Origin of the sequence: Streptomyces sp. NPDC005803, assembly GCF_040630435.1 — a bacterium.
Taxonomy (GTDB): Bacteria; Actinomycetota; Actinomycetes; order Streptomycetales; family Streptomycetaceae; genus Streptomyces.
In genome coordinates, this window is record NZ_JBEXXO010000002.1 from 504,837 (window position 1) to 520,842 (window position 16,006).

A 16,006-nucleotide genomic window follows, 5' to 3' on the forward strand; every position below is an offset into this window, starting at 1 on the left:
CCGGCTCACCGCCGCCGTCGCCCTCACCTGGCTCCTGACCGCCCCGGCGCCCGCACTGGCCGACAGCTGCGCGTACGCCTCGATCGGTGACGGTGACGGCGGTGCGGCGGTGGCCGAGAGCGGCGACGGCTCCTGTTACGCCGGACCGGAGCCCGAGCCCACTCCCCCGCCGGCGCCGAAGCCGACGCCGAAACCGAAGCCCCCGCCTCCACCGCCACCTCCGCCCCCACCCCCGCCTACGCCTCCACCCCCGCCACCCCCGCCCCCTCCGCCGCCACCACCACCCCCCGCGCCGCCCGCGCCCGAGCCCGCGCCGCCCCCACCGCCCCCTCCGTCTCCGTCGCCGTCACCCACACCGTCCGCACGCCCGACGCCGCCCGCTCCCGTAGCACTCCCCTCGTACCGCCGGCCCGTACGGAAGCCACCCGAGCGCCATACCTCGCTGGTCACCCTCACTTTGATGATCACGGCCCCCGCAGTGTTCGCCGTCGCCGTACTGCGGCCCCGTTCCCGATGACCGCCGGAGGCACTCATGTCGGAATGGCTTGTTCTCACCCTCGCGATGGCGGCGGCCAGCGCCGTCGTACTGACCATCGCCGTACTCAACAACCGTCGGCTGCCCGAGGACGACGACCCCTCCGAAACCCCTGACGTCATCGAGTACATGACGATGATGATCGGGGTGGTGTACGCGATCGTGCTCGGCCTCGCCATCGCGGGCGTCTGGGAGGGCCGCGGCGCCGCCCAGGAGTACGTGCGACAGGAGGCCCAGGCGCTGCACGAGGTCAGCGCCCGCTCGTCCGTCTACCCGGCCGAGGTCCGGGCCCGGATCCGCGCGGACGTCGACGCCTACGTCAGCTACGTCGTGCACGACGAGTGGCGCACCATGACCGAGCACGGCACGCTCGGCGACCGGGGCGGCGAGCTCCTCGGCCGGGTGCGCGCCGATGTCACGGACTACCAGCCGAGGACGGACCACGAGGGGCAGGCCTACCAGCCGATCGTCGACCAGGTGGCAGCGGCCGACGACGCCCGCAACGCCCGGGGGCAGAGCGCCGGGGCCACGATGCCGGGCGTCGTCTGGTTCGGGCTGATCACGGGGGCCCTGGTGACGGTGGGGCTGATCTTCACCCTGCAGATCCGCCGTACGTTCCGCGAACTGCTGCTCGCCGGTCTCTTCAGTGTGCTGATCGCTTTCCTCCTCTTCCTGATCTGGGACTTCGACTCGCCCTTCGGCCGGGGCATCTCGGCCACGGCCGCGCCCTTCCTCGATCTGTTCCCGGGCGCGGCGGGCGGATAGGAGCACGCCCCACGCACGCACCCGCCCCCCGGCGGTGCGCCGCCCGGGGGGACTCCGGTGCCCCAGGCGGTGCGCCGCCCGGGGGACTCCGGTGCCCCATTCGCCGGACCCCGATCGCGGGCGAAATGCACCACTTTTAGCGTGGCTCGCATCGAGGTGCATTTCTGACGTTTTGTGGAAATCCGTTCCGCAGCTGCTCCTCGGGGACCCGGAGGATTCACCATGCGCGCAATACCTGTCACCCCCGTCGCTCTGCTCGGCGCCGCAGCACTCGCCCTGTCCGCCCCGGCCGTGACCGCGTATGCCGCTACCACGGGCGGGCCGTCCACCAGCGGGAGCGGATACACCGTCACTCCCTCGGTGGTCGCGCCCGGCGGTCAGGTGACCCTGGCCGCCAAGGGGTGCTCCACCACGGCCACGGCGTCCTCGGCGGTCTTCGACACCGTCACCATCCCCACGGCCGGCTCCGTCAGGGCGACGGTCGACTGGGACGCCAAGCCGGGCGCCGCCTATCAGGTGACGTTCACGTGCAACACCTCGCCGAGCTCCACGGCCACGGTGAACCTCACCATCAGCGCCGCCACGAGCACACCCACCGCGAGCTCGACGAGCTCCGCGGTGTCCACCGCCTCCCCGGCCGGTGTGCAGGGAGGTCTGGGCGGGAGCATCGACAGCGTGAACTCCGGAAAGATCGTGGCCGGCACCGCGCTGGCCGTGGCCGCCGCCGCCGGCACCGTCTTCATGGTGCGGCGGCGGAAGGAGAGCCGGTCGCACTGACCGGCGCCGCAGGAAGAACGAAAGCCGCCCCGGGTCCTCCAGGAGGACTCGGGGCGGCTTCGGTTATCGGGCCTGCGGGTGCGTCCTTACGGTCAGGCCGCCCCATGGCTCATCCTCCGGCGGCGCATCACGTACATGCCTCCGCCGAGGGCCGCCGAGGCGACCAGGCCCGCGCCGACGCCCATCTCCGTCGGGCTCGCGGCCATCGAGCCGCCGAGGCCGCCCTGCGCGCCACGGCCGTTGAGCACGGTGAACCGGTGGCCGGCCGTCCGGTCGGTGCCGTCGCAGCGCACCGTCAGGTTGTAGGTGCCGGGCGTCGCGTCGTTGAGGATCCGGACCCGGGCGTGGCCGACCCGGCCCGCCGAGAGCCTCGTGGTCCGGAACGCGTTGGACGAGACGCTGCCGCCCCGGCCACATCCCTCGGCGCTGACCTGCATGGCCGCGCCCTGGTGCACGCGCTCGGGATCGACGGTCACGTTGTTCGGACCGTTGTTGCGGCCGTTCCCGTTCCCGTTGCCGTTCCCGTTCCCGTTCCCGTTGCCGTTCCCGTTCCCGTTCCCGTTCCCGTTCCCGTTGCCGTTCCCGTTCCCGTTGCCGTTCCCGTTCCCGTTGCCGTTCCCGTTCCCGTTGCCGTTGTTGTTCCCGTTCCAGTTGCCGTTCCAGTTGCCGTTCCCGTTGTTGTTGCCGTTGTTGTTCCCGTTCCCGTTGTTGTTGTTATTGCCGTTGCCGTCGTCCCAGTCGCCCGGGTCGTTCCAGTCGTTCCAGTCGTTCTGGCTGTTGCCGTTGTTCTGGCTGTTGCCGTTGTTCTGACCGTTTCCGACGTCCCCACCGGCTGCGGCCATCGGGGCGGCCAGCCCGAGAGCGGCGACGGCGGTCGCGGCGACAACGAAAGCGCGTGTAGCACGCATCGTTCGAACCTCCAACGGGAAGCGCCCAGGAGCTCTGTGCACCGGAATGGATCGACGAGAAACGCCTCCCATGACGAACCCTCACCAGAACCCTCGTCCCGCGCATTTCGGGGCTGCTCCACACCGGTGATCCGACACGCCGGGCACACGGCCGTGAACCTGATGGACCCGCAGGTCACAGAGCGTCAGAGTTTTTGCCCTGGTACTACTCCGAAATGAAGTCCGCCGGGTCCGCGCCACCCGTTCGCACTTCCCTGCATGCCGCGCGGCCGCCCCGCGTCTAGCGTTCCCCTCGTCGCGACGAAGGGAGAACCATGGGCCGGGACAACTGGCGCCCCGAACGGATCAGACACTCGCCGTGGGGCGCGCTGGCGCTGGCGATGCTCACCGGTCTCGCGCTGATGCGGAACGGCGCGGACCTCTCACCCGGCCCGCCCCAGCCGGTCGCCGCCACCTCGGTGGGGGGCCACCAGAAGCTCGCCCCCGGGGCCCCGAAGGCCGGCCCGGCCGTGAAGCCGCTGGCGTACGCCCCCGTCGCCCGCGTGGGCATCCCCTCGATCGGGGTCGACGCCCCGGTGGTCGACGTGAACCTCGACCAGGACGGGTGGATCGAGACGCCGCCCCCGCAGGACCCCAACCTGGCCGGGTGGTACCAGAACGGCATCGCGCCCGGGCAGCTCGGCACCTCCGTCATCGTCGGTCACGTCGACAACCATGCGGGGCCCGCCGTCTTCTTCCAGCTGGGCTCGCTGAAGAAGGGCGACCGCGTCGAGATCGCCCGCAGTGACGACCGGGTGGCGGTGTTCGAGGTCTACGGGGTCGAGGTGTTCGCGAAGAACGACTTCCCCGGCGCCAGGGTGTACGGCGACACGGGCCATGCCGAGCTGCGCGTCATCACGTGCGGCGGCGGATACACGAAGGCGCACGGCTACGACGGCAACGTCGTGGTCTTCGCCCGCCTGGTCGAAACCCGCTGAAGACTGCCGCGGGGCCGGTGAGCGGCCCCCGCGGCAGTCTTCAGCCCCCTCAGCGGCGGTGCGGCACCGTGATCCGGTAGCCCTCACCCAGCAGTCCCGGCAGATAGCGGCGCAGCGCGGCCACGCTCTGCGAACGGTTGCCGCCCGCGTCGTGCGAGAGCACCACGACCCCGGGGGCGGCGCCCTCCCGCACCCGGCGGACGATGCTGTCGGTGCCCGGCTCCGTCCAGTCCAGGGTGTCCACCGTCCAGGCCATCGGCTCCATGCCGAGCGCGGCCCCGATCTCGAACGAGTTGCGGTTCCAGGCCCCGTAGGGCGCCCGGTACCAGAGCGGCGGAGCGCCGGTGAGCTTCTCGATCACGTCGCTGGTGCGACCCAGCTCGTCGGTGACGCCGGCCCGGGAGAGCGTGGTGACCAGCGGGTGGGTCCAGGAGTGGTTGCCGACGGTGTGCCCCTCGTCGGCGATCCTGCGGACCAGGTCCTCGTTGTCGTGGGCCATCTCCCCGCAGACGAAGAACATGGCCCGTACGTCGTGCTTCCGCAGCGTGTCGAGGATGTGCGGGGTGTAGGCGGGATCAGGTCCGTCGTCGAAGCTCAGCACCATGGCCCGGCCGATCCCCGGCAGCTCCTCGAAGGGCCGGGTGCGGACCGGTGGCGTCGCCGGTCGGTAGGGGGGCGGGTTGTCCGCGGTCATGGGCCTCAGTCTGTAGGCGAGCGGCCGGGCTTGCGCAACGGCCGTCCGCGGACCGGCCGAGGCGGCCGGCGGCGGAACCGGACGCCGGAACGGAGTACCGGCGGAGTCCGCCGCGACCAGGCGCACGACAGTGGCGGCCCCCAGCCCGGCAGCCAGCCTCAGCAGCGTTCTGCGCGTCGGCGCCATCTGATCATTCTTCATGACCAACTGCTCGCACGTCTGCCCTGTCACCCTTCTCAACGACACCGATTATGGGGGGTTTTGCACCCAATGGAGGGAGTGCGCCCGCGCCGCTGGTGCGAGGGTGCCGGGGTAGGCGGGAGCCCGGGCCGGGGCCGGCCGAAGGAGCCGATAGCCTCACTGCCGTGACAGATCAGCAGCCCCACCAGTTCGAACGTGGCACAGACGGCCCGAAAGTGATCGTCGCGGGCATCGACGGTTCCGATTCCTCCATGCGCGCCGCGGCGTATGCCGCAGGTCTCGCCCGTCGGCAGCGGGCCATGCTCGCCCTCGTCTACGTCCAGCCCGTACTGACGGCGGGCGCCGCGCTCGGTGCGCCGGTCGGCGATGCGACCGGGGACGTGGCCGAGGGTCTGGTGAGCGAGATCCGGGCGTCGACGGAGCGGATAAAGGACACCTGGGACGTGCGCTGGGAGTTCCACACCTTCCGCGGTGACCCGTACAACGGGCTGGTGACGGCGGCGGACGAACTCAAGGCGGACGCCGTGGTGGTGGGCGCGTCCGAGTCGGCGGGGCACCGGTTCATCGGCTCGGTGGCCGTACGCCTGGTGAAGGCCGGGCGCTGGCCCGTCACCGTGGTTCCGTAACGCAGTCCCTGGCGCCTGCGGCGCCGCTCTTCCCTCGCCCGCTCCGGCGCCCGCCCGACCGTTCACCGCACCACTCGCCGCTCCGTGCGACCGCTCGTCGCACGGGGCCGCGTTTGTCCTGTTCCCCGGGGCGTGAATGCGTTCGTATACGCCAGTCAGCAGCCGGCACCCCTCCCGGTACACCGTGCCGGTCACGGCACCGGGCGCCGGGGGCCTCCGCGGGAAGGGCGATCACCATGACCACGACGACCGATGAGCGGGCCCTCACGGATCTGCAGCGGGAACACGGGCCCGCCCTGTTCCACTTCCTGCTCGGCCTGACGTTCGGCGACCGGCAGCGGGCCGAGGATCTCGTCCAGGAGACGCTGGTGCGGGCCTGGCAGCACCCGGAGGCCTTCGACGGCCCCTACGAGTCGATGAGGCCCTGGCTGTTCACCGTGGGACGCCGGCTGGCGATCGACGCCCGCAGGTCGCGCCTGGCCCGGCCTGCCGAGGTCAACGACGCCGTGCTGGACAGCGCCCCGGCCCGGGAGGACACCGCCGAGGCCACGGTCGCCGCGCTCGATGTGCGCAAGGCGGTGCGCACCCTCAGCCCGGAGCACCGGGCGGTACTCGTCCAGATCTACTTCCGGGGGCTGAGCGTGGGCGAGACCGCCGAGGTGCTCGGGATACCCGCCGGCACGGTGAAGTCCCGTTCGTACTACGCCCTGCGCCTGCTCTCGCGTAACCTGCCCGGCTACTCCAGCAGGTCCTCCTCGGTCAGCAGTGGCAACAGGGCCGCCGCCTCCGCGACCGCCACGTAGTCGGCGGCGCAGCGGTCACAGCTCTGCAGATGGCGGGCGACGGTCCGCGCCTGTGCGGGCGGCAGCGCGTCCAGGACGTAGGCGCCGAGCAAGTGCCGCATGTGCGGTCCCTCCCCTGGGTCGGCGGTCATGGCAACCTCATGTCTGTGACGGACCGGGTCCGACGGATCCTGTCCTTCTGGCCACGCGGGGCGCGCTCCCCCGGTTCAATGCTGCGTGGGGGCCGGTCGGCCCCCGGTACGCCGGGCAGCCTCCGGCCCGGGCCCGAGAACGGAAAGAGGCGAGGCGGGATGTGTCGGGAACGTCATGACGGAGCCGGCGGGGGCGGGCTGCTGGTCCCGATGGCATGGATGTACGCGGAGTACATCGCCGACGAGCTGCTGCGGACCGGCGATCTGATGGAGCCGGCCACGCTGGAGTACCGGGCGGGTCGCGATGCGCTCGCGCTGACGGTGTTCCTCTCCGACGGTGCGGTGGCCGAGGCGCTGCCCGCCACCCGGGTGGACGAGCTGCGCCTGCTGACGGCGTACGGGACACCGTGGCGCCGATGGGTGTGCGAGCGCCTCGACGCCCTGGAGGCGGCGCCCGGCGGCCCGGGCCCCGACCTGACGCTGGCGCTGGCCGCCTGGCGGTGGCTGGAGGAGACCGAGCTGCTGGCGGCCGACCTCGACGCGATCGGACCGCTGCCGTGGGAGGCCGCCGCCGGTCCTGAGGAGCCGGAAGAGCTGGACGCTGTGCAGGTGTGGACACCGGCCTGGCAGCTGGGCCTGCCGCTCGGGCATCTGGCGATCCACCTGTACTGAGTCCCGGCGCGGGGCGCCGCCGGGCCGTGCGGGGCGACGCTCAGGAACCGTGCACCCCGGCGCGGTACTTCGGCAGCCGCACGGTGATGCGCATGCCTGCGCCGATGCCCGTCTCGATGACGAGCCCGTAGTCGTCCCCGTACACCTGGCGCAGCCGTTCGTCGACGTTGAGCAGTCCGATGCCGGTGGACTCCCCGCCCTCGCCGCGCAGGATGTGGCGCAGGCGCTCCGGGTCCATGCCGGTGCCGTCGTCCTCGATGACGACCTCGGCCTCGGAGCCGGCGTCCAGCGCGCTGATGGTGATGCGGCTGGAGGTGACGGCCCCTTCGAGTCCGTGCTTGACGGCGTTCTCGACCAGGGGCTGGAGGCAGAGGAAGGGCAGGGCGACGGGCAGTACCTCGGGGGCGACCTGGAGGGTCACCGAGAGGCGTTCGCCGAACCGGGCCCGGACGAGGGCCAGGTACTGGTCGATGGAGTGCAGTTCGTCGGCGAGGGTGGTGAAGTCGCCGTGACTGCGGAAGGAGTAGCGGGTGAAGTCGGCGAACTCCAGGAGCAGCTCGCGGGCCTGCTCGGGGTCGGTCCGGACGAACGAGGCGATGGCGGCCAGCGAGTTGAAGAGGAAGTGCGGGGAGATCTGCGCGCGCAGGGCCCTGATCTCGGCCTCGATGAGCTGGGTGCGCGAACGGTCGAGTTCGGCGAGTTCCAGCTGTACGCAGACCCAGCGGGCGACCTCGCCCGCGGCCCTCGCCAGGACCGCGGATTCGCGCGGGGCGTAGGCGATCAGCGTGCCGAGGACCCGGTGGTCGACGGTGAGCGGCACGGCGACGGCCCAGCGCAGCGGGCAGTCCAGGTCGTCGCACTCGCTGCGGAACGCGGTGTCGCGGCCGGTGGCGAGGACGTCTCCCACCCGCTCCATGACGTGCCGGCCGTGGTGGTCGCCCTCGCCGTCCCAGACCAGCACCCGCTCGCGGTCGGTGAGGCACAGGGCGTCGGTGCCGAGCAGCGAACGGAGCCGGCGGGCCGACCTGCGGGCGCTCTCCTCCGTCAGTCCGGCGCGCAGGGGCGGCGCGGCCAGGGAGGCGGTGTGCAGGGTCTCGAAGGTGGCGTGTTCGACGGGTGTGCCGACGTCGCTGGGGCGGACGGGGCGTGCGGTGCGACGGCCGGTCAGCAGTCCGCCGCCGAACAGCAGCAGGGCGAGGAGCACGATGACGGCGTACCCGGCCCCGGTCACCGGTGCCTCCCGGCGCTCAGTGCCTCGGGCAGGTGGAAGCGGGTCATCGCGGCGTTGGTGCCCGCGGGTATCCGGCCGGGCGTGGCGAGCGAGACCAGGATCATGGCGAGGAAACCGACGGGCACGGACCAGACGGCGGGCCAGGCGAGCAGCGCGTGCGGCCAGCCGGGCGGGCGCACCGCCCCGCTGACGGTGATGGCGACGGAGAGCAGGGCGGAGCCGCCGCCCAGGACGAGTCCCGCGACGGCTCCCGGCGGGGTGAGCCGGCGCCACCAGATGCCGAGGACGAGCAGCGGGCAGAAGGAGGACGCCGACACGGCGAACGCCATCCCCACCGAGTCGGCTACCGGCACCCGGCTGACCAGCAGTGACCCGGCCAGCGGGACGGAGATGGCGAGGACGGTGGCCAGCCGGAAGTGGCGTACGCCCCGCGCGGGCAGGACGTCCTGGGTGAGGACGCCGGCGACGGCCATGGTCAGTCCGGAGGCGGTCGACAGGAAGGCGGCGAAGGCGCCCCCGGCGATGAGCGCGCCGAGCAGGTCGCCGCCGAGTCCGCCGATGACCCGGCCGGGGAGCAGCAGCACGGCGGCGTCGGCGTCGCCGCCGTGGATGAGCTCGGGTGCGTACAGCCGGCCGAGGGCTCCGTAGACGGGCGGCAGCAGGTAGAAGACGCCGATCAGGGCGAGGACGGCGACGGTGGTGCGGCGGGCGTCGCGGCCGTTGGGGCTGGTGTAGAAGCGGACGACGACGTGCGGCAGGCCCATGGTGCCGAGGAAGGTGGCGACGATGAGGCCGTAGGTGGCGTACAGCGGATGGTCGGCGCGGAAGGCGGAGAGCTGCTCGTCGAAGGTGACGCGGGGCCGCCCGTCGCCCTGCCAGGCGAGCACCAGGAAGAGGGCGGGGACGAGGAGCGCGGTGAGTTTCAGCCAGTACTGGAAGACCTGGACGAAGGTGATGGAGCGCATCCCGCCGGCGGCGACGGCGAGGACGACCACGGAGGCGACGAGCACGTCGCCCAGCCAGCCGGGCGCCCCGGTCAGGATCTTGAGGGTGAGTCCGGCTCCCTGGAGCTGCGGCACGAGGTAGAGCCAGCCGGCGCCGACGACGAGGACGCTGACGAGCCGGCGCACCTGCCGGGATTCGAGCCGCCCCTCGGCGAAGTCGGGCAGGGTGTACGCCCCCGAGCGGCGCAGCGGCGCGGCGACGAAGACCAGCAGCACCAGATAGCCGGCGGTGTAGCCGACCGGGTACCAGAGCATGTCGGGTCCGTGGACGAGCACCAGGCCGGCGATGCCGAGGAACGAGGCGGCGGAGAGGTACTCGCCGCTGATCGCGGCAGCGTTCAGCCGGGGCCGTACGGTGCGCGAGGCGACGTAGAAGTCGGAGGTGGTGCGCGAGATGCGCAGCCCGAACCCGCCGACGAGGACGGTGGCGAGGACGACGGCGGCGACGGCCGCCACCGCGTACGTGCGGCTCACTGCGCGGGGCGGCCTTCCACGAGCCGGGCGAAGTCGCTCTCGTTGCGCTCGGCCCGGCGCACGTACCACCAGGCGAGCAGCGTCAGCGGCGGGTAGGCGGCGAAGCCGAGGACGGCCCAGACGACGGCGGAGCTGTGCAGGGCCTCGAAGACGAGCGGCAGGGTGCCGACGACGACGGCGAGGACGGTGAAGGCGGTGAGTCCGGCGCGCAGCTGGCTGCGCATCAGCGAACGGACGTAGGCGCCGCCGAGTGCGGTCTGCTCGTCGATCTCCGACTGGGTGCGGTAACGCGGCAGCGGACGCACCCGGCGGGGCTCCCCCGTCACCACTTCACGCCGGGGCGTTGGCTCTGCGGACATGGGGCCGGAGTGTACGCAGCTCCCGACCCCGCTGGGAAGGGTCCGGGTGCGGGTAGACGCTGGTCAGCGGCCGGTCTGCCGCATCAGCAGATCGCGCAGCGCACGGGTGTGGCGGCGGCTGACGGCAAGCGAAGCGGTGCCGATGCGCACGCTCATGCTGCCCGCGTCCAGGCGCAGTTCGTCGATCCGGCCGAGCGCCACGAGGTGGCGGCGGTGGATGCGGACGAATCCGCGGGTGCGCCAGCGTTCCTCCAGGGTGGTCAGGGGGACGCGGACCAGGTGGCTGCCGGTGGCGGTGTGCAGCCGGGCGTAGTCGCCCTGGGCCTCGGCGTACGCGATGTCGTCGATCGGGATGAAGCGGATGACACCGCCGAGTTCGACGGGGATCTGGTCGGGTGCGGCGTCGTGGGCGGGTGCGGAGCGTCCGCCGACCTGTTCGGCGGCGCGGCGCACCGCTTCGGCCAGGCGTTCGCGGCGCACGGGCTTGAGGACGTAGTCGACGGCCTTCAGGTCGAAGGCGTGCACGGCGAAGCCCTCGTGGGCGGTGACGAAGACGATGAGCGGGGGTGCGGCGAACCCGGCCAGCAACTGGGCGACATCGAGCCCGGTGAGGCCCGCCATGTGGATGTCGAGGAAGACGACGTCGATGGCGGCCGGGTCGTCGGGACCGGCCTCGACGGCGCTGCCGATGCGCCGCAGCGCCTCGGTGGCGCCGGTGGCCCCTTCGGCGCTGCGGATCCGGGGATCGGCGCGCAGGAGGTACAGGAGTTCCTCCAGGGCGGGTTCTTCGTCGTCGACGGCGAGTACGCGGAGCATGGCGGGAGTTTAGGGGTGCACGGCGCGGTGCGGGGATGGCGCGGTGAGTGATTCATGGACTGTTTCCGTACGGGACGGCATGTGCACCCCGCCACCCCACCGCGATGTCGGCGCCTACGCCCTGGGCGTGCTCGACGCCGCCGATGCCTTCCGTTTCGAGGAGCATCTGGAGGACTGCCTTCCGTGCGCCGACCGGGCCGTGGAGCTGGGCCGGGTGGCGGCCGTCCTCGCGCGTTACGCCCGGCTGACGCAGGGCGTCGATCCGGTGGCGCGGGCCGGGGCGGGGCCGGCCATGGAGGCGGTGGCCGCCGGGCGGCGCAGGACATGGCGCCGGCGTCTCGGGCTCGTGGCGGCGGCCGCGGCACTGTCCGCCGCCGCTCGCGCCACGGCACGTTCGCCGGGGCCCACGTCCGGCCGCCCTACTTGAGCAGCTTGGAGAGCCTGCGGTCGGCGAGGGGCTTGCCGCCCGTCTGACAGGTCGGGCAGTACTGGAGCGAGGAGTCGCTGAAGGACACCTCGCGGATGGTGTCCCCGCAGACCGGGCAGGCCTCGCCGGTGCGCCCGTGGACCCGCATGCCGCTCTTCTTCTCGGCCTTGAGCCGCCCCGCGGCCAGTCCGCTGGAGCGGGCGACGGCCTCGTCCAGCGTGGTGCGCAGGGCGGTGTGGAGCCGGGTGATCTCGTCGTCGGTGAGGCGCGCGGTGATTTTGAACGGGGACATCTTCGCGACGTGCAGGATCTCGTCGCTGTAGGCGTTGCCGATGCCCGCGATGAGCGACTGGTCGCGCAGGGCGCCCTTGATCTGGCGCCGCTCGCCTTCCAGCAGTGCGGCGAACGCCTCGCGGTCGAAGGACGGGTCGAGCGGGTCGGGCCCGAGGCGGGCGACCCCGGGTACCTCGGCGGGGTCGCGCACCAGGTACACGGCGAGGCGTTTGGTGGTGCCGGCCTCGGTCAGGTCGAAGCCGTCTCCGGTGGTGAGGACGGTCCGCAGCGCCAGGGGGCCCTTTCCGGGGCGCGGCGGCGCGTCGGGGAAGCCGTCCCTCCAGTGGAGCCAGCCGGCCCGGGCGAGGTGGGTGACCAGGTGCAGCGGGCCGACGGCGATGTCGAGGAACTTCCCGTGCCGCCCGACGCCGGTGACCGTGCCGCCGTGCAGGGCGGTGAGCGGCGGGTCGTACGTCTTCAGGACGCTGATGGCGAGCGGCAGGACGCGGTCGATCTCCCTGCCGACCAGGTGGTCGTCGAGGAAGACCCGCAGGGCTTCGACTTCCGGAAGTTCGGGCATGCCTCCCAGCCTGCCGCAGCCCTCGCCCCGGCGCCTATCGGAGGCCGTACGCGCGCTCGGCGGTGGTGGCGAGGACGGCGCCCCGCTCGCCGTCGGTGAGGCTGTCGAGGAGGACGAGCGCGGCCTCGACGACCTCGGTGTACGTCGCCGCGAGCCGGCACACCGGCCAGTCCGAGCCGAACATCAGCCGGCCGGGCCCGAAGGCGTCGAGGACGGTGTCGGCGTAGGGGCGCAGGTCCTTGACGGTCCAGTGGTGCGGGTCCGCCTCGGTGACCAGGCCGGAGAGTTTGCACACGGTGTTGGGGAGGGCGGCGAACGCCCGCAGGTCGTCGGCCCACGGCTGCGTGTGCCCGGCGGCGATCGGCGGTTTGCCGGCGTGGTCGAGTACGAAGGTGAGTCCGGGCAGCTGTTCGGCGGCCCGGGACGCGGCGGGCAGCTGGTCGGGCCGGATCACGAGGTCGTAGGCGAGCCCGGCGTCCGCCACGGCGTCCAGTCCGCGCACCACGTCCGCGCGCAGCAGCCATCGGGGGTCGGGTTCGCCCTGCACCTGGTGGCGGAGCGAGACGAGCCGGTCGCCGCCGGGGAGCTCGCGCAGGGCGGCCAGGGTGTCGGCGATGTCCGGGGCGGTGAGATCGGCCCAGCCCACGACGCCGGCGACCAGGTCGCTGCCGTGGGCGAGCGCGAGGAACTCGGGGGTCTCCTCCGGGACGGTCACGGTCTGGACGAGCACGGTCGCGCACACGCCGTTGGCCCGTGCCTCCGGCTCCAGGTCGGCCAGGGAGAAGTCGCGTCGCAGGGGGGTCAGTTCCTCCCCGGTGATCCAGTCCTGGTCCCGTACGGAGAGGTCCCACACGTGGTGGTGGGCGTCGACGATGCGGGGCTGTCCGGTCATCTCACAGCTCCCAGGCGACCGGGAGGCCCGCTTCGGCGCCGTCCGACGAGTAGTCGTGCGTGACGTCGAGGAGTGCGTCCATCCTGGCCTGCCAGGCGACATTGACGGGGAGCTGTTCGAGTTCGGCGAGGAGTTGGGCGTAGTCGTCGCACTCGATGACGTGGAACAGATCGGTGCCGCTGCGCCAGATCGTCCAGGAGGTGGCTCCCGCCGCGCGGATCGCGCGGGTCAGTTCGGCGGGGACCTCGCGGTGGGCCGCCTCGTACTCGGCTATGCGGTCCGCACGGACCTTGGTGTGCAGGGCGATGCGCATGTCAGTGTCCGTTCTCGGGCAGCAGGCCTTCGGCGCGCAGGTCGTCCCAGAGGTCGTCGGGTACGTCCGTGCGGAGCTGGGCGGCGGCGTCGCGCACTTCGTCGGCGGAGCGCGTGCCGACGAGCACGCCGGCGACCGCCGGGTGGGTGAGCGGGTAGCGCAGGGCGGCGGCGCGCAGGGGCACGCCGTGGCCCTCGGTGACGGCCTTCAGGCGCAGGGCCCGGTCCAGGAGATGCAGGGGGGCGGCGGCGTAGTCGTACGTCGCGCCGGGGCGCGGGTCGGCGAGGAGGCCGGAGTTGAAGACGCCGCCGACGACGACGCCGCGGCCGCGGGCGGCGGCGGCCGGCAGCAGGTCGGTCAGGGCCGACTGGTCGAGGAGGGTGTGGCGGCCGGCGCAGAGCACCACGTCGACATCGGTCTCGACGACGAAGCGGGTGAGCATCGCGGTCTGGTTCATGCCGGCCCCGATGGCCCCGACGACCCCTTCGGCGCGCAGTTTCTCCAGTTCGGGGTAGGCCTCGCCGAAGGCGGCTTCGGCGTGGTCGTCCGGGTCGTGGAGGTAGGCGATGTCGATGCGGTCGAGGCCGAGGCGTTCCAGGCTGTCCTCGATGCTGCGGCGGACACCGGCGGCGCTGAAGTCCCAGCGCCTGCGGTGGGTGGCGCGGACGGCGAAGCCCTCGGAGAGCCCGTCGGCCGCGCCGGCCCCGCCGCCGGGCAGCGGGTCGAGCACCCGGCCCACCTTGGTGGACAGTACGTACGCGTCGCGGGGCCGGGCGCGCAGGGCTTCGCCGAGCCGCCGCTCCGAGAGTCCGAGCCCGTAGTGCGGCGCGGTGTCGAAGTAGCGGACGCCCTCGTCCCAGGCGGCGTCGACGGCGGCGGCGGCCTGCGCGGGCTCCACGGCGCTGAAGAGATTGCCGATGGCGGCCGCCCCGAAGGACAGCTCGGTGACCTCGACCGCGCTGTTACCCAGCTGGTTGCGCCGCATGGTTCCGCCGCCCTCCCCGAAGATCGCTTTCTGCACACAGCGAATATTCATCGGATCACTTGGCGCGTCAACACCTCGGAGAGGATCCGGTGGCGCAAATTTCGACGAATCTATCCGATCTATGCGCCCACCACCCAGGTCAGCCTCCGGGCAGCAGGGCGAGCAGACCGGCCACCTCCTCCTCGGCGCAGCGCCCCAAGCGCTCCAGATCGGGCAGCGCCTTGCCGTCGGCCACCAGCCCGATCTGCACCGCGCCCCCATAGGTGGTCAACGCGATGGCCAGGGACTGACCGCGGGCCAGCGGCGCCATCGGGTAGAGCGCGCGCAGCGGGCAGCCGCCGAGCGAGAGGGCCGAGCGGGGCAGCGGCACGCTGGTGACCAGCACGTCGAACAGCATCCGGGCGGCGCTCCCGGCGAGCGGGGCTCCGAAACGGTGGGCCAGTGACGGCAGTTGGTCGGCGAGCACCGCGACCGCCCCGGCCCCGCGCAACGGCCCGGCGGACTTGTTGCGGTCCATCGCGCCGCGGACGGCCCGCAGCCGCTCCCAGGGATCGGGTTCGGAGACGGGGAGGCCCAGCAGATAGGCGGAGAGCCGGTTGCCGTCGGCCCCGCCGCCCGGGCGGCGCCGGGAGACGGGGACCAGCGCGCGCGGATCGGAACCGGGCAGCGGTTCGCCGCGCTCCAGCATCCAGCGGCGCAGCGCGCCCGCCACGACGGCGAGCAGCACGTCGTTGCTCGTGCCGCCCACCGCCCGCCGGATCCGCTGCACCGCCGCGAGGTCGAGATCGGCCGTGACGAGCCGCCGCGTACCGGAGGAGTCGGCGCTGAGGGCCGGCGCGCCGCGCAGGTCGAGGCGGCTGGCGCGCACCAGCGAGGCCCCGACGCCGAAGGCCCGGCCGAGGTCCTCGATCCGGCCGAGGGCGAGTCCCGCGACCTGGCGGGGGCCGGGCATCCAGGAGCGCGGCGGTACGGGCCGCACCCGCCGGGCCGCCGGCCCCGGCCGGCCCGCGACGGCGGCGATCTCGTCGAAGATGCCGGCCCCGATGGCGACCGCGCGCATTCCGTCGGCGAGTGCGTGGTGGAGCTTGACGAGTACGGCGAAGGAGCCTTCCGCGGCGCCGGTGATGACGTACATCTGCCAGGGCGGACGCCCTCTGCGCAGCGGCTGCTCCATCAGCTCGCCCGCGAGCCGGGTGGCCGCCGCCATGAACCCGGCCTCACCCTCTCCGGCGGTCTCCGCTTCGGGCAGGTGCACCCGCTTGACGTGCCGGTGGACGTCGAAGTCCTTGTCCACCGACCAGGCCGCGCCTCCGACGGGCAGCAGCACGTCGCGCACCCGCATCCGCAGCCGGGGAATGGCGGCGGCCCGGGTGCCCAGCAGTTCCAGGAGGCCGTCGGGGCCGGGGGCCGGACGGCCGCCCGGCGCGAAGACGGCGAGCGCACCGAGGTGCATGGGGTGTGCATCGGACTCGAGGTGCCAGAAGGCCAGGTCGAGAGGTGCCAGAAGCTCAGTGCCCAACGGATCCTCATGTCATGGAAGACGGAGACTGCCGGAGTCGCAGT

19 protein-coding genes are annotated in these 16,006 nt (G+C 72.8%); 7 read left to right on the forward strand and 12 right to left on the reverse strand.

The window, feature by feature from the left end:
- The first annotated feature begins 532 nt into the window (after nt 1–532).
- Both ABZ454_RS04925 and ABZ454_RS04930 read left to right on the forward strand, forming a co-directional pair.
- Nucleotides 533–1,300 (forward strand): hypothetical protein, encoded by a 768-nt coding sequence (locus tag ABZ454_RS04925; RefSeq protein WP_359536097.1) that lies wholly within the window; start codon nt 533–535, stop codon nt 1,298–1,300.
- A 222-nt stretch (nt 1,301–1,522) separates the two neighbouring features.
- On the forward strand, nt 1,523–2,077 hold the full coding sequence (locus ABZ454_RS04930) for a hypothetical protein (RefSeq protein ID WP_359536098.1): 555 nt from the start codon (nt 1,523–1,525) through the stop codon (nt 2,075–2,077).
- Between the two features lie 92 nt (nt 2,078–2,169).
- Here the strand turns inward: ABZ454_RS04930 and ABZ454_RS04935 are convergent, their stop codons facing one another.
- Entirely contained in the window at nt 2,170–2,985 is an 816-nt protein-coding gene (locus ABZ454_RS04935) for a hypothetical protein (protein WP_359536099.1), read from the reverse strand.
- A 314-nt stretch (nt 2,986–3,299) separates the two neighbouring features.
- Here ABZ454_RS04935 and ABZ454_RS04940 point away from each other — a divergent pair, with 314 nt between their 5' ends.
- Nucleotides 3,300–3,962: a class F sortase gene (locus ABZ454_RS04940; RefSeq protein WP_359536100.1), complete on the forward strand. Its 663-nt coding sequence runs from the start codon at nt 3,300–3,302 to the stop codon at nt 3,960–3,962.
- A gap of 49 nt (nt 3,963–4,011) precedes the next feature.
- On the opposite strand, the gene ABZ454_RS04945 is transcribed toward ABZ454_RS04940, so the two are convergent.
- Nucleotides 4,012–4,857 (reverse strand): polysaccharide deacetylase family protein, encoded by an 846-nt coding sequence (locus ABZ454_RS04945; protein ID WP_359536101.1) that lies wholly within the window; start codon nt 4,855–4,857, stop codon nt 4,012–4,014.
- A gap of 164 nt (nt 4,858–5,021) precedes the next feature.
- Between ABZ454_RS04945 and ABZ454_RS04950 the strand changes: the two genes are divergently transcribed.
- Together ABZ454_RS04950 and ABZ454_RS04955 are read left to right on the forward strand one after the other, a co-directional pair.
- Nucleotides 5,022–5,483: a universal stress protein gene (locus tag ABZ454_RS04950; protein ID WP_356318002.1), complete on the forward strand. Its 462-nt coding sequence runs from the start codon at nt 5,022–5,024 to the stop codon at nt 5,481–5,483.
- A 236-nt stretch (nt 5,484–5,719) separates the two neighbouring features.
- Nucleotides 5,720–6,286, forward strand: coding sequence for a sigma-70 family RNA polymerase sigma factor (locus ABZ454_RS04955; protein WP_359536102.1), 567 nt, complete (start codon nt 5,720–5,722; stop codon nt 6,284–6,286).
- Here ABZ454_RS04955 and ABZ454_RS04960 read toward each other — a convergent pair.
- Nucleotides 6,220–6,417 (reverse strand): zf-HC2 domain-containing protein, encoded by a 198-nt coding sequence (locus tag ABZ454_RS04960; RefSeq protein ID WP_356317998.1) that lies wholly within the window; start codon nt 6,415–6,417, stop codon nt 6,220–6,222. The genes ABZ454_RS04955 and ABZ454_RS04960 overlap by 67 nt on opposite strands.
- A gap of 159 nt (nt 6,418–6,576) precedes the next feature.
- Here ABZ454_RS04960 and ABZ454_RS04965 point away from each other — a divergent pair, with 159 nt between their 5' ends.
- The gene (locus tag ABZ454_RS04965) at nt 6,577–7,089 is read left to right on the forward strand and encodes a hypothetical protein (RefSeq protein WP_359536103.1); all 513 of its coding nucleotides are present in this window, start codon (nt 6,577–6,579) and stop codon (nt 7,087–7,089) included.
- Between the two features lie 40 nt (nt 7,090–7,129).
- Here the strand turns inward: ABZ454_RS04965 and ABZ454_RS04970 are convergent, their stop codons facing one another.
- The 4 genes from ABZ454_RS04970 to ABZ454_RS04985 form a co-directional block, all read right to left on the reverse strand.
- Nucleotides 7,130–8,320, reverse strand: coding sequence for a histidine kinase (locus tag ABZ454_RS04970; RefSeq protein ID WP_356317995.1), 1,191 nt, complete (start codon nt 8,318–8,320; stop codon nt 7,130–7,132).
- Entirely contained in the window at nt 8,317–9,798 is a 1,482-nt protein-coding gene (locus tag ABZ454_RS04975) for a cation acetate symporter (protein WP_356317993.1), read from the reverse strand. Before ABZ454_RS04975 ends, ABZ454_RS04970 begins: the two co-directional genes overlap by 4 nt.
- The gene (locus tag ABZ454_RS04980) at nt 9,795–10,157 is read right to left on the reverse strand and encodes a hypothetical protein (protein WP_356317991.1); all 363 of its coding nucleotides are present in this window, start codon (nt 10,155–10,157) and stop codon (nt 9,795–9,797) included. The genes ABZ454_RS04975 and ABZ454_RS04980 overlap by 4 nt, the downstream gene beginning before the upstream one ends.
- Nucleotides 10,158–10,220: 63 nt before the next feature.
- The gene (locus tag ABZ454_RS04985; protein ID WP_356317989.1) at nt 10,221–10,973 is read right to left on the reverse strand and encodes a LytTR family DNA-binding domain-containing protein; all 753 of its coding nucleotides are present in this window, start codon (nt 10,971–10,973) and stop codon (nt 10,221–10,223) included.
- Nucleotides 10,974–11,016: 43 nt separating this feature from the next.
- On the opposite strand from ABZ454_RS04985, the gene ABZ454_RS04990 reads away from it, so the two are divergent.
- Complete coding sequence (locus ABZ454_RS04990) at nt 11,017–11,400, forward strand: zf-HC2 domain-containing protein (protein WP_359536104.1); 384 nt, start codon at nt 11,017–11,019, stop codon at nt 11,398–11,400.
- Here ABZ454_RS04990 and ABZ454_RS04995 read toward each other — a convergent pair.
- The 5 genes from ABZ454_RS04995 to ABZ454_RS05015 all read right to left on the reverse strand — a co-directional run bounded on the left by ABZ454_RS04995 (nt 11,393) and on the right by ABZ454_RS05015 (nt 15,962).
- Nucleotides 11,393–12,253, reverse strand: a complete 861-nt coding sequence (locus tag ABZ454_RS04995) for a DNA-formamidopyrimidine glycosylase family protein (protein ID WP_359536105.1) — start codon at nt 12,251–12,253, stop codon at nt 11,393–11,395. The two genes, ABZ454_RS04990 and ABZ454_RS04995, sit on opposite strands and share 8 nt — an antisense overlap.
- Before the next feature lie 34 nt (nt 12,254–12,287).
- Nucleotides 12,288–13,145, reverse strand: a complete 858-nt coding sequence (locus tag ABZ454_RS05000) for an amidohydrolase family protein (RefSeq protein WP_359536106.1) — start codon at nt 13,143–13,145, stop codon at nt 12,288–12,290.
- Nucleotide 13,146: 1 nt separating this feature from the next.
- Nucleotides 13,147–13,458, reverse strand: coding sequence for an L-rhamnose mutarotase (locus tag ABZ454_RS05005; protein WP_356317981.1), 312 nt, complete (start codon nt 13,456–13,458; stop codon nt 13,147–13,149).
- A gap of 1 nt (nt 13,459) precedes the next feature.
- Entirely contained in the window at nt 13,460–14,443 is a 984-nt protein-coding gene (locus tag ABZ454_RS05010; protein ID WP_356318178.1) for an aldo/keto reductase, read from the reverse strand.
- Between the two features lie 139 nt (nt 14,444–14,582).
- Nucleotides 14,583–15,962 carry a wax ester/triacylglycerol synthase family O-acyltransferase gene (locus ABZ454_RS05015; RefSeq protein WP_359536107.1) on the reverse strand — a complete coding sequence of 460 codons (1,380 nt, stop codon included), beginning with the start codon at nt 15,960–15,962 and terminating at the stop codon, nt 14,583–14,585.
- Nucleotides 15,963–16,006 lie beyond the last annotated feature (44 nt).

Coding starts and splice junctions, on each gene's coding strand:
- ABZ454_RS04965 (WP_359536103.1), top strand. CDS start 6,577: ATGTGTCGGGAACGTCATGACGGAGCCGGCGGGGGCGGGCTGCTGGTC.
- ABZ454_RS04955 (WP_359536102.1), top strand. CDS start 5,720: ATGACCACGACGACCGATGAGCGGGCCCTCACGGATCTGCAGCGGGAA.
- ABZ454_RS05005 (WP_356317981.1), bottom strand. CDS start 13,458: ATGCGCATCGCCCTGCACACCAAGGTCCGTGCGGACCGCATAGCCGAG.
- ABZ454_RS05000 (WP_359536106.1), bottom strand. CDS start 13,145: ATGACCGGACAGCCCCGCATCGTCGACGCCCACCACCACGTGTGGGAC.
- ABZ454_RS04930 (WP_359536098.1), top strand. CDS start 1,523: ATGCGCGCAATACCTGTCACCCCCGTCGCTCTGCTCGGCGCCGCAGCA.
- ABZ454_RS04940 (WP_359536100.1), top strand. CDS start 3,300: ATGGGCCGGGACAACTGGCGCCCCGAACGGATCAGACACTCGCCGTGG.
- ABZ454_RS04980 (WP_356317991.1), bottom strand. CDS start 10,157: ATGTCCGCAGAGCCAACGCCCCGGCGTGAAGTGGTGACGGGGGAGCCC.
- ABZ454_RS04935 (WP_359536099.1), bottom strand. CDS start 2,985: ATGCGTGCTACACGCGCTTTCGTTGTCGCCGCGACCGCCGTCGCCGCT.
- ABZ454_RS04945 (WP_359536101.1), bottom strand. CDS start 4,857: ATGAAGAATGATCAGATGGCGCCGACGCGCAGAACGCTGCTGAGGCTG.
- ABZ454_RS04995 (WP_359536105.1), bottom strand. CDS start 12,253: ATGCCCGAACTTCCGGAAGTCGAAGCCCTGCGGGTCTTCCTCGACGAC.
- ABZ454_RS04985 (WP_356317989.1), bottom strand. CDS start 10,973: ATGCTCCGCGTACTCGCCGTCGACGACGAAGAACCCGCCCTGGAGGAA.
- ABZ454_RS04925 (WP_359536097.1), top strand. CDS start 533: ATGTCGGAATGGCTTGTTCTCACCCTCGCGATGGCGGCGGCCAGCGCC.
- ABZ454_RS04960 (WP_356317998.1), bottom strand. CDS start 6,417: ATGACCGCCGACCCAGGGGAGGGACCGCACATGCGGCACTTGCTCGGC.
- ABZ454_RS05010 (WP_356318178.1), bottom strand. CDS start 14,443: ATGCGGCGCAACCAGCTGGGTAACAGCGCGGTCGAGGTCACCGAGCTG.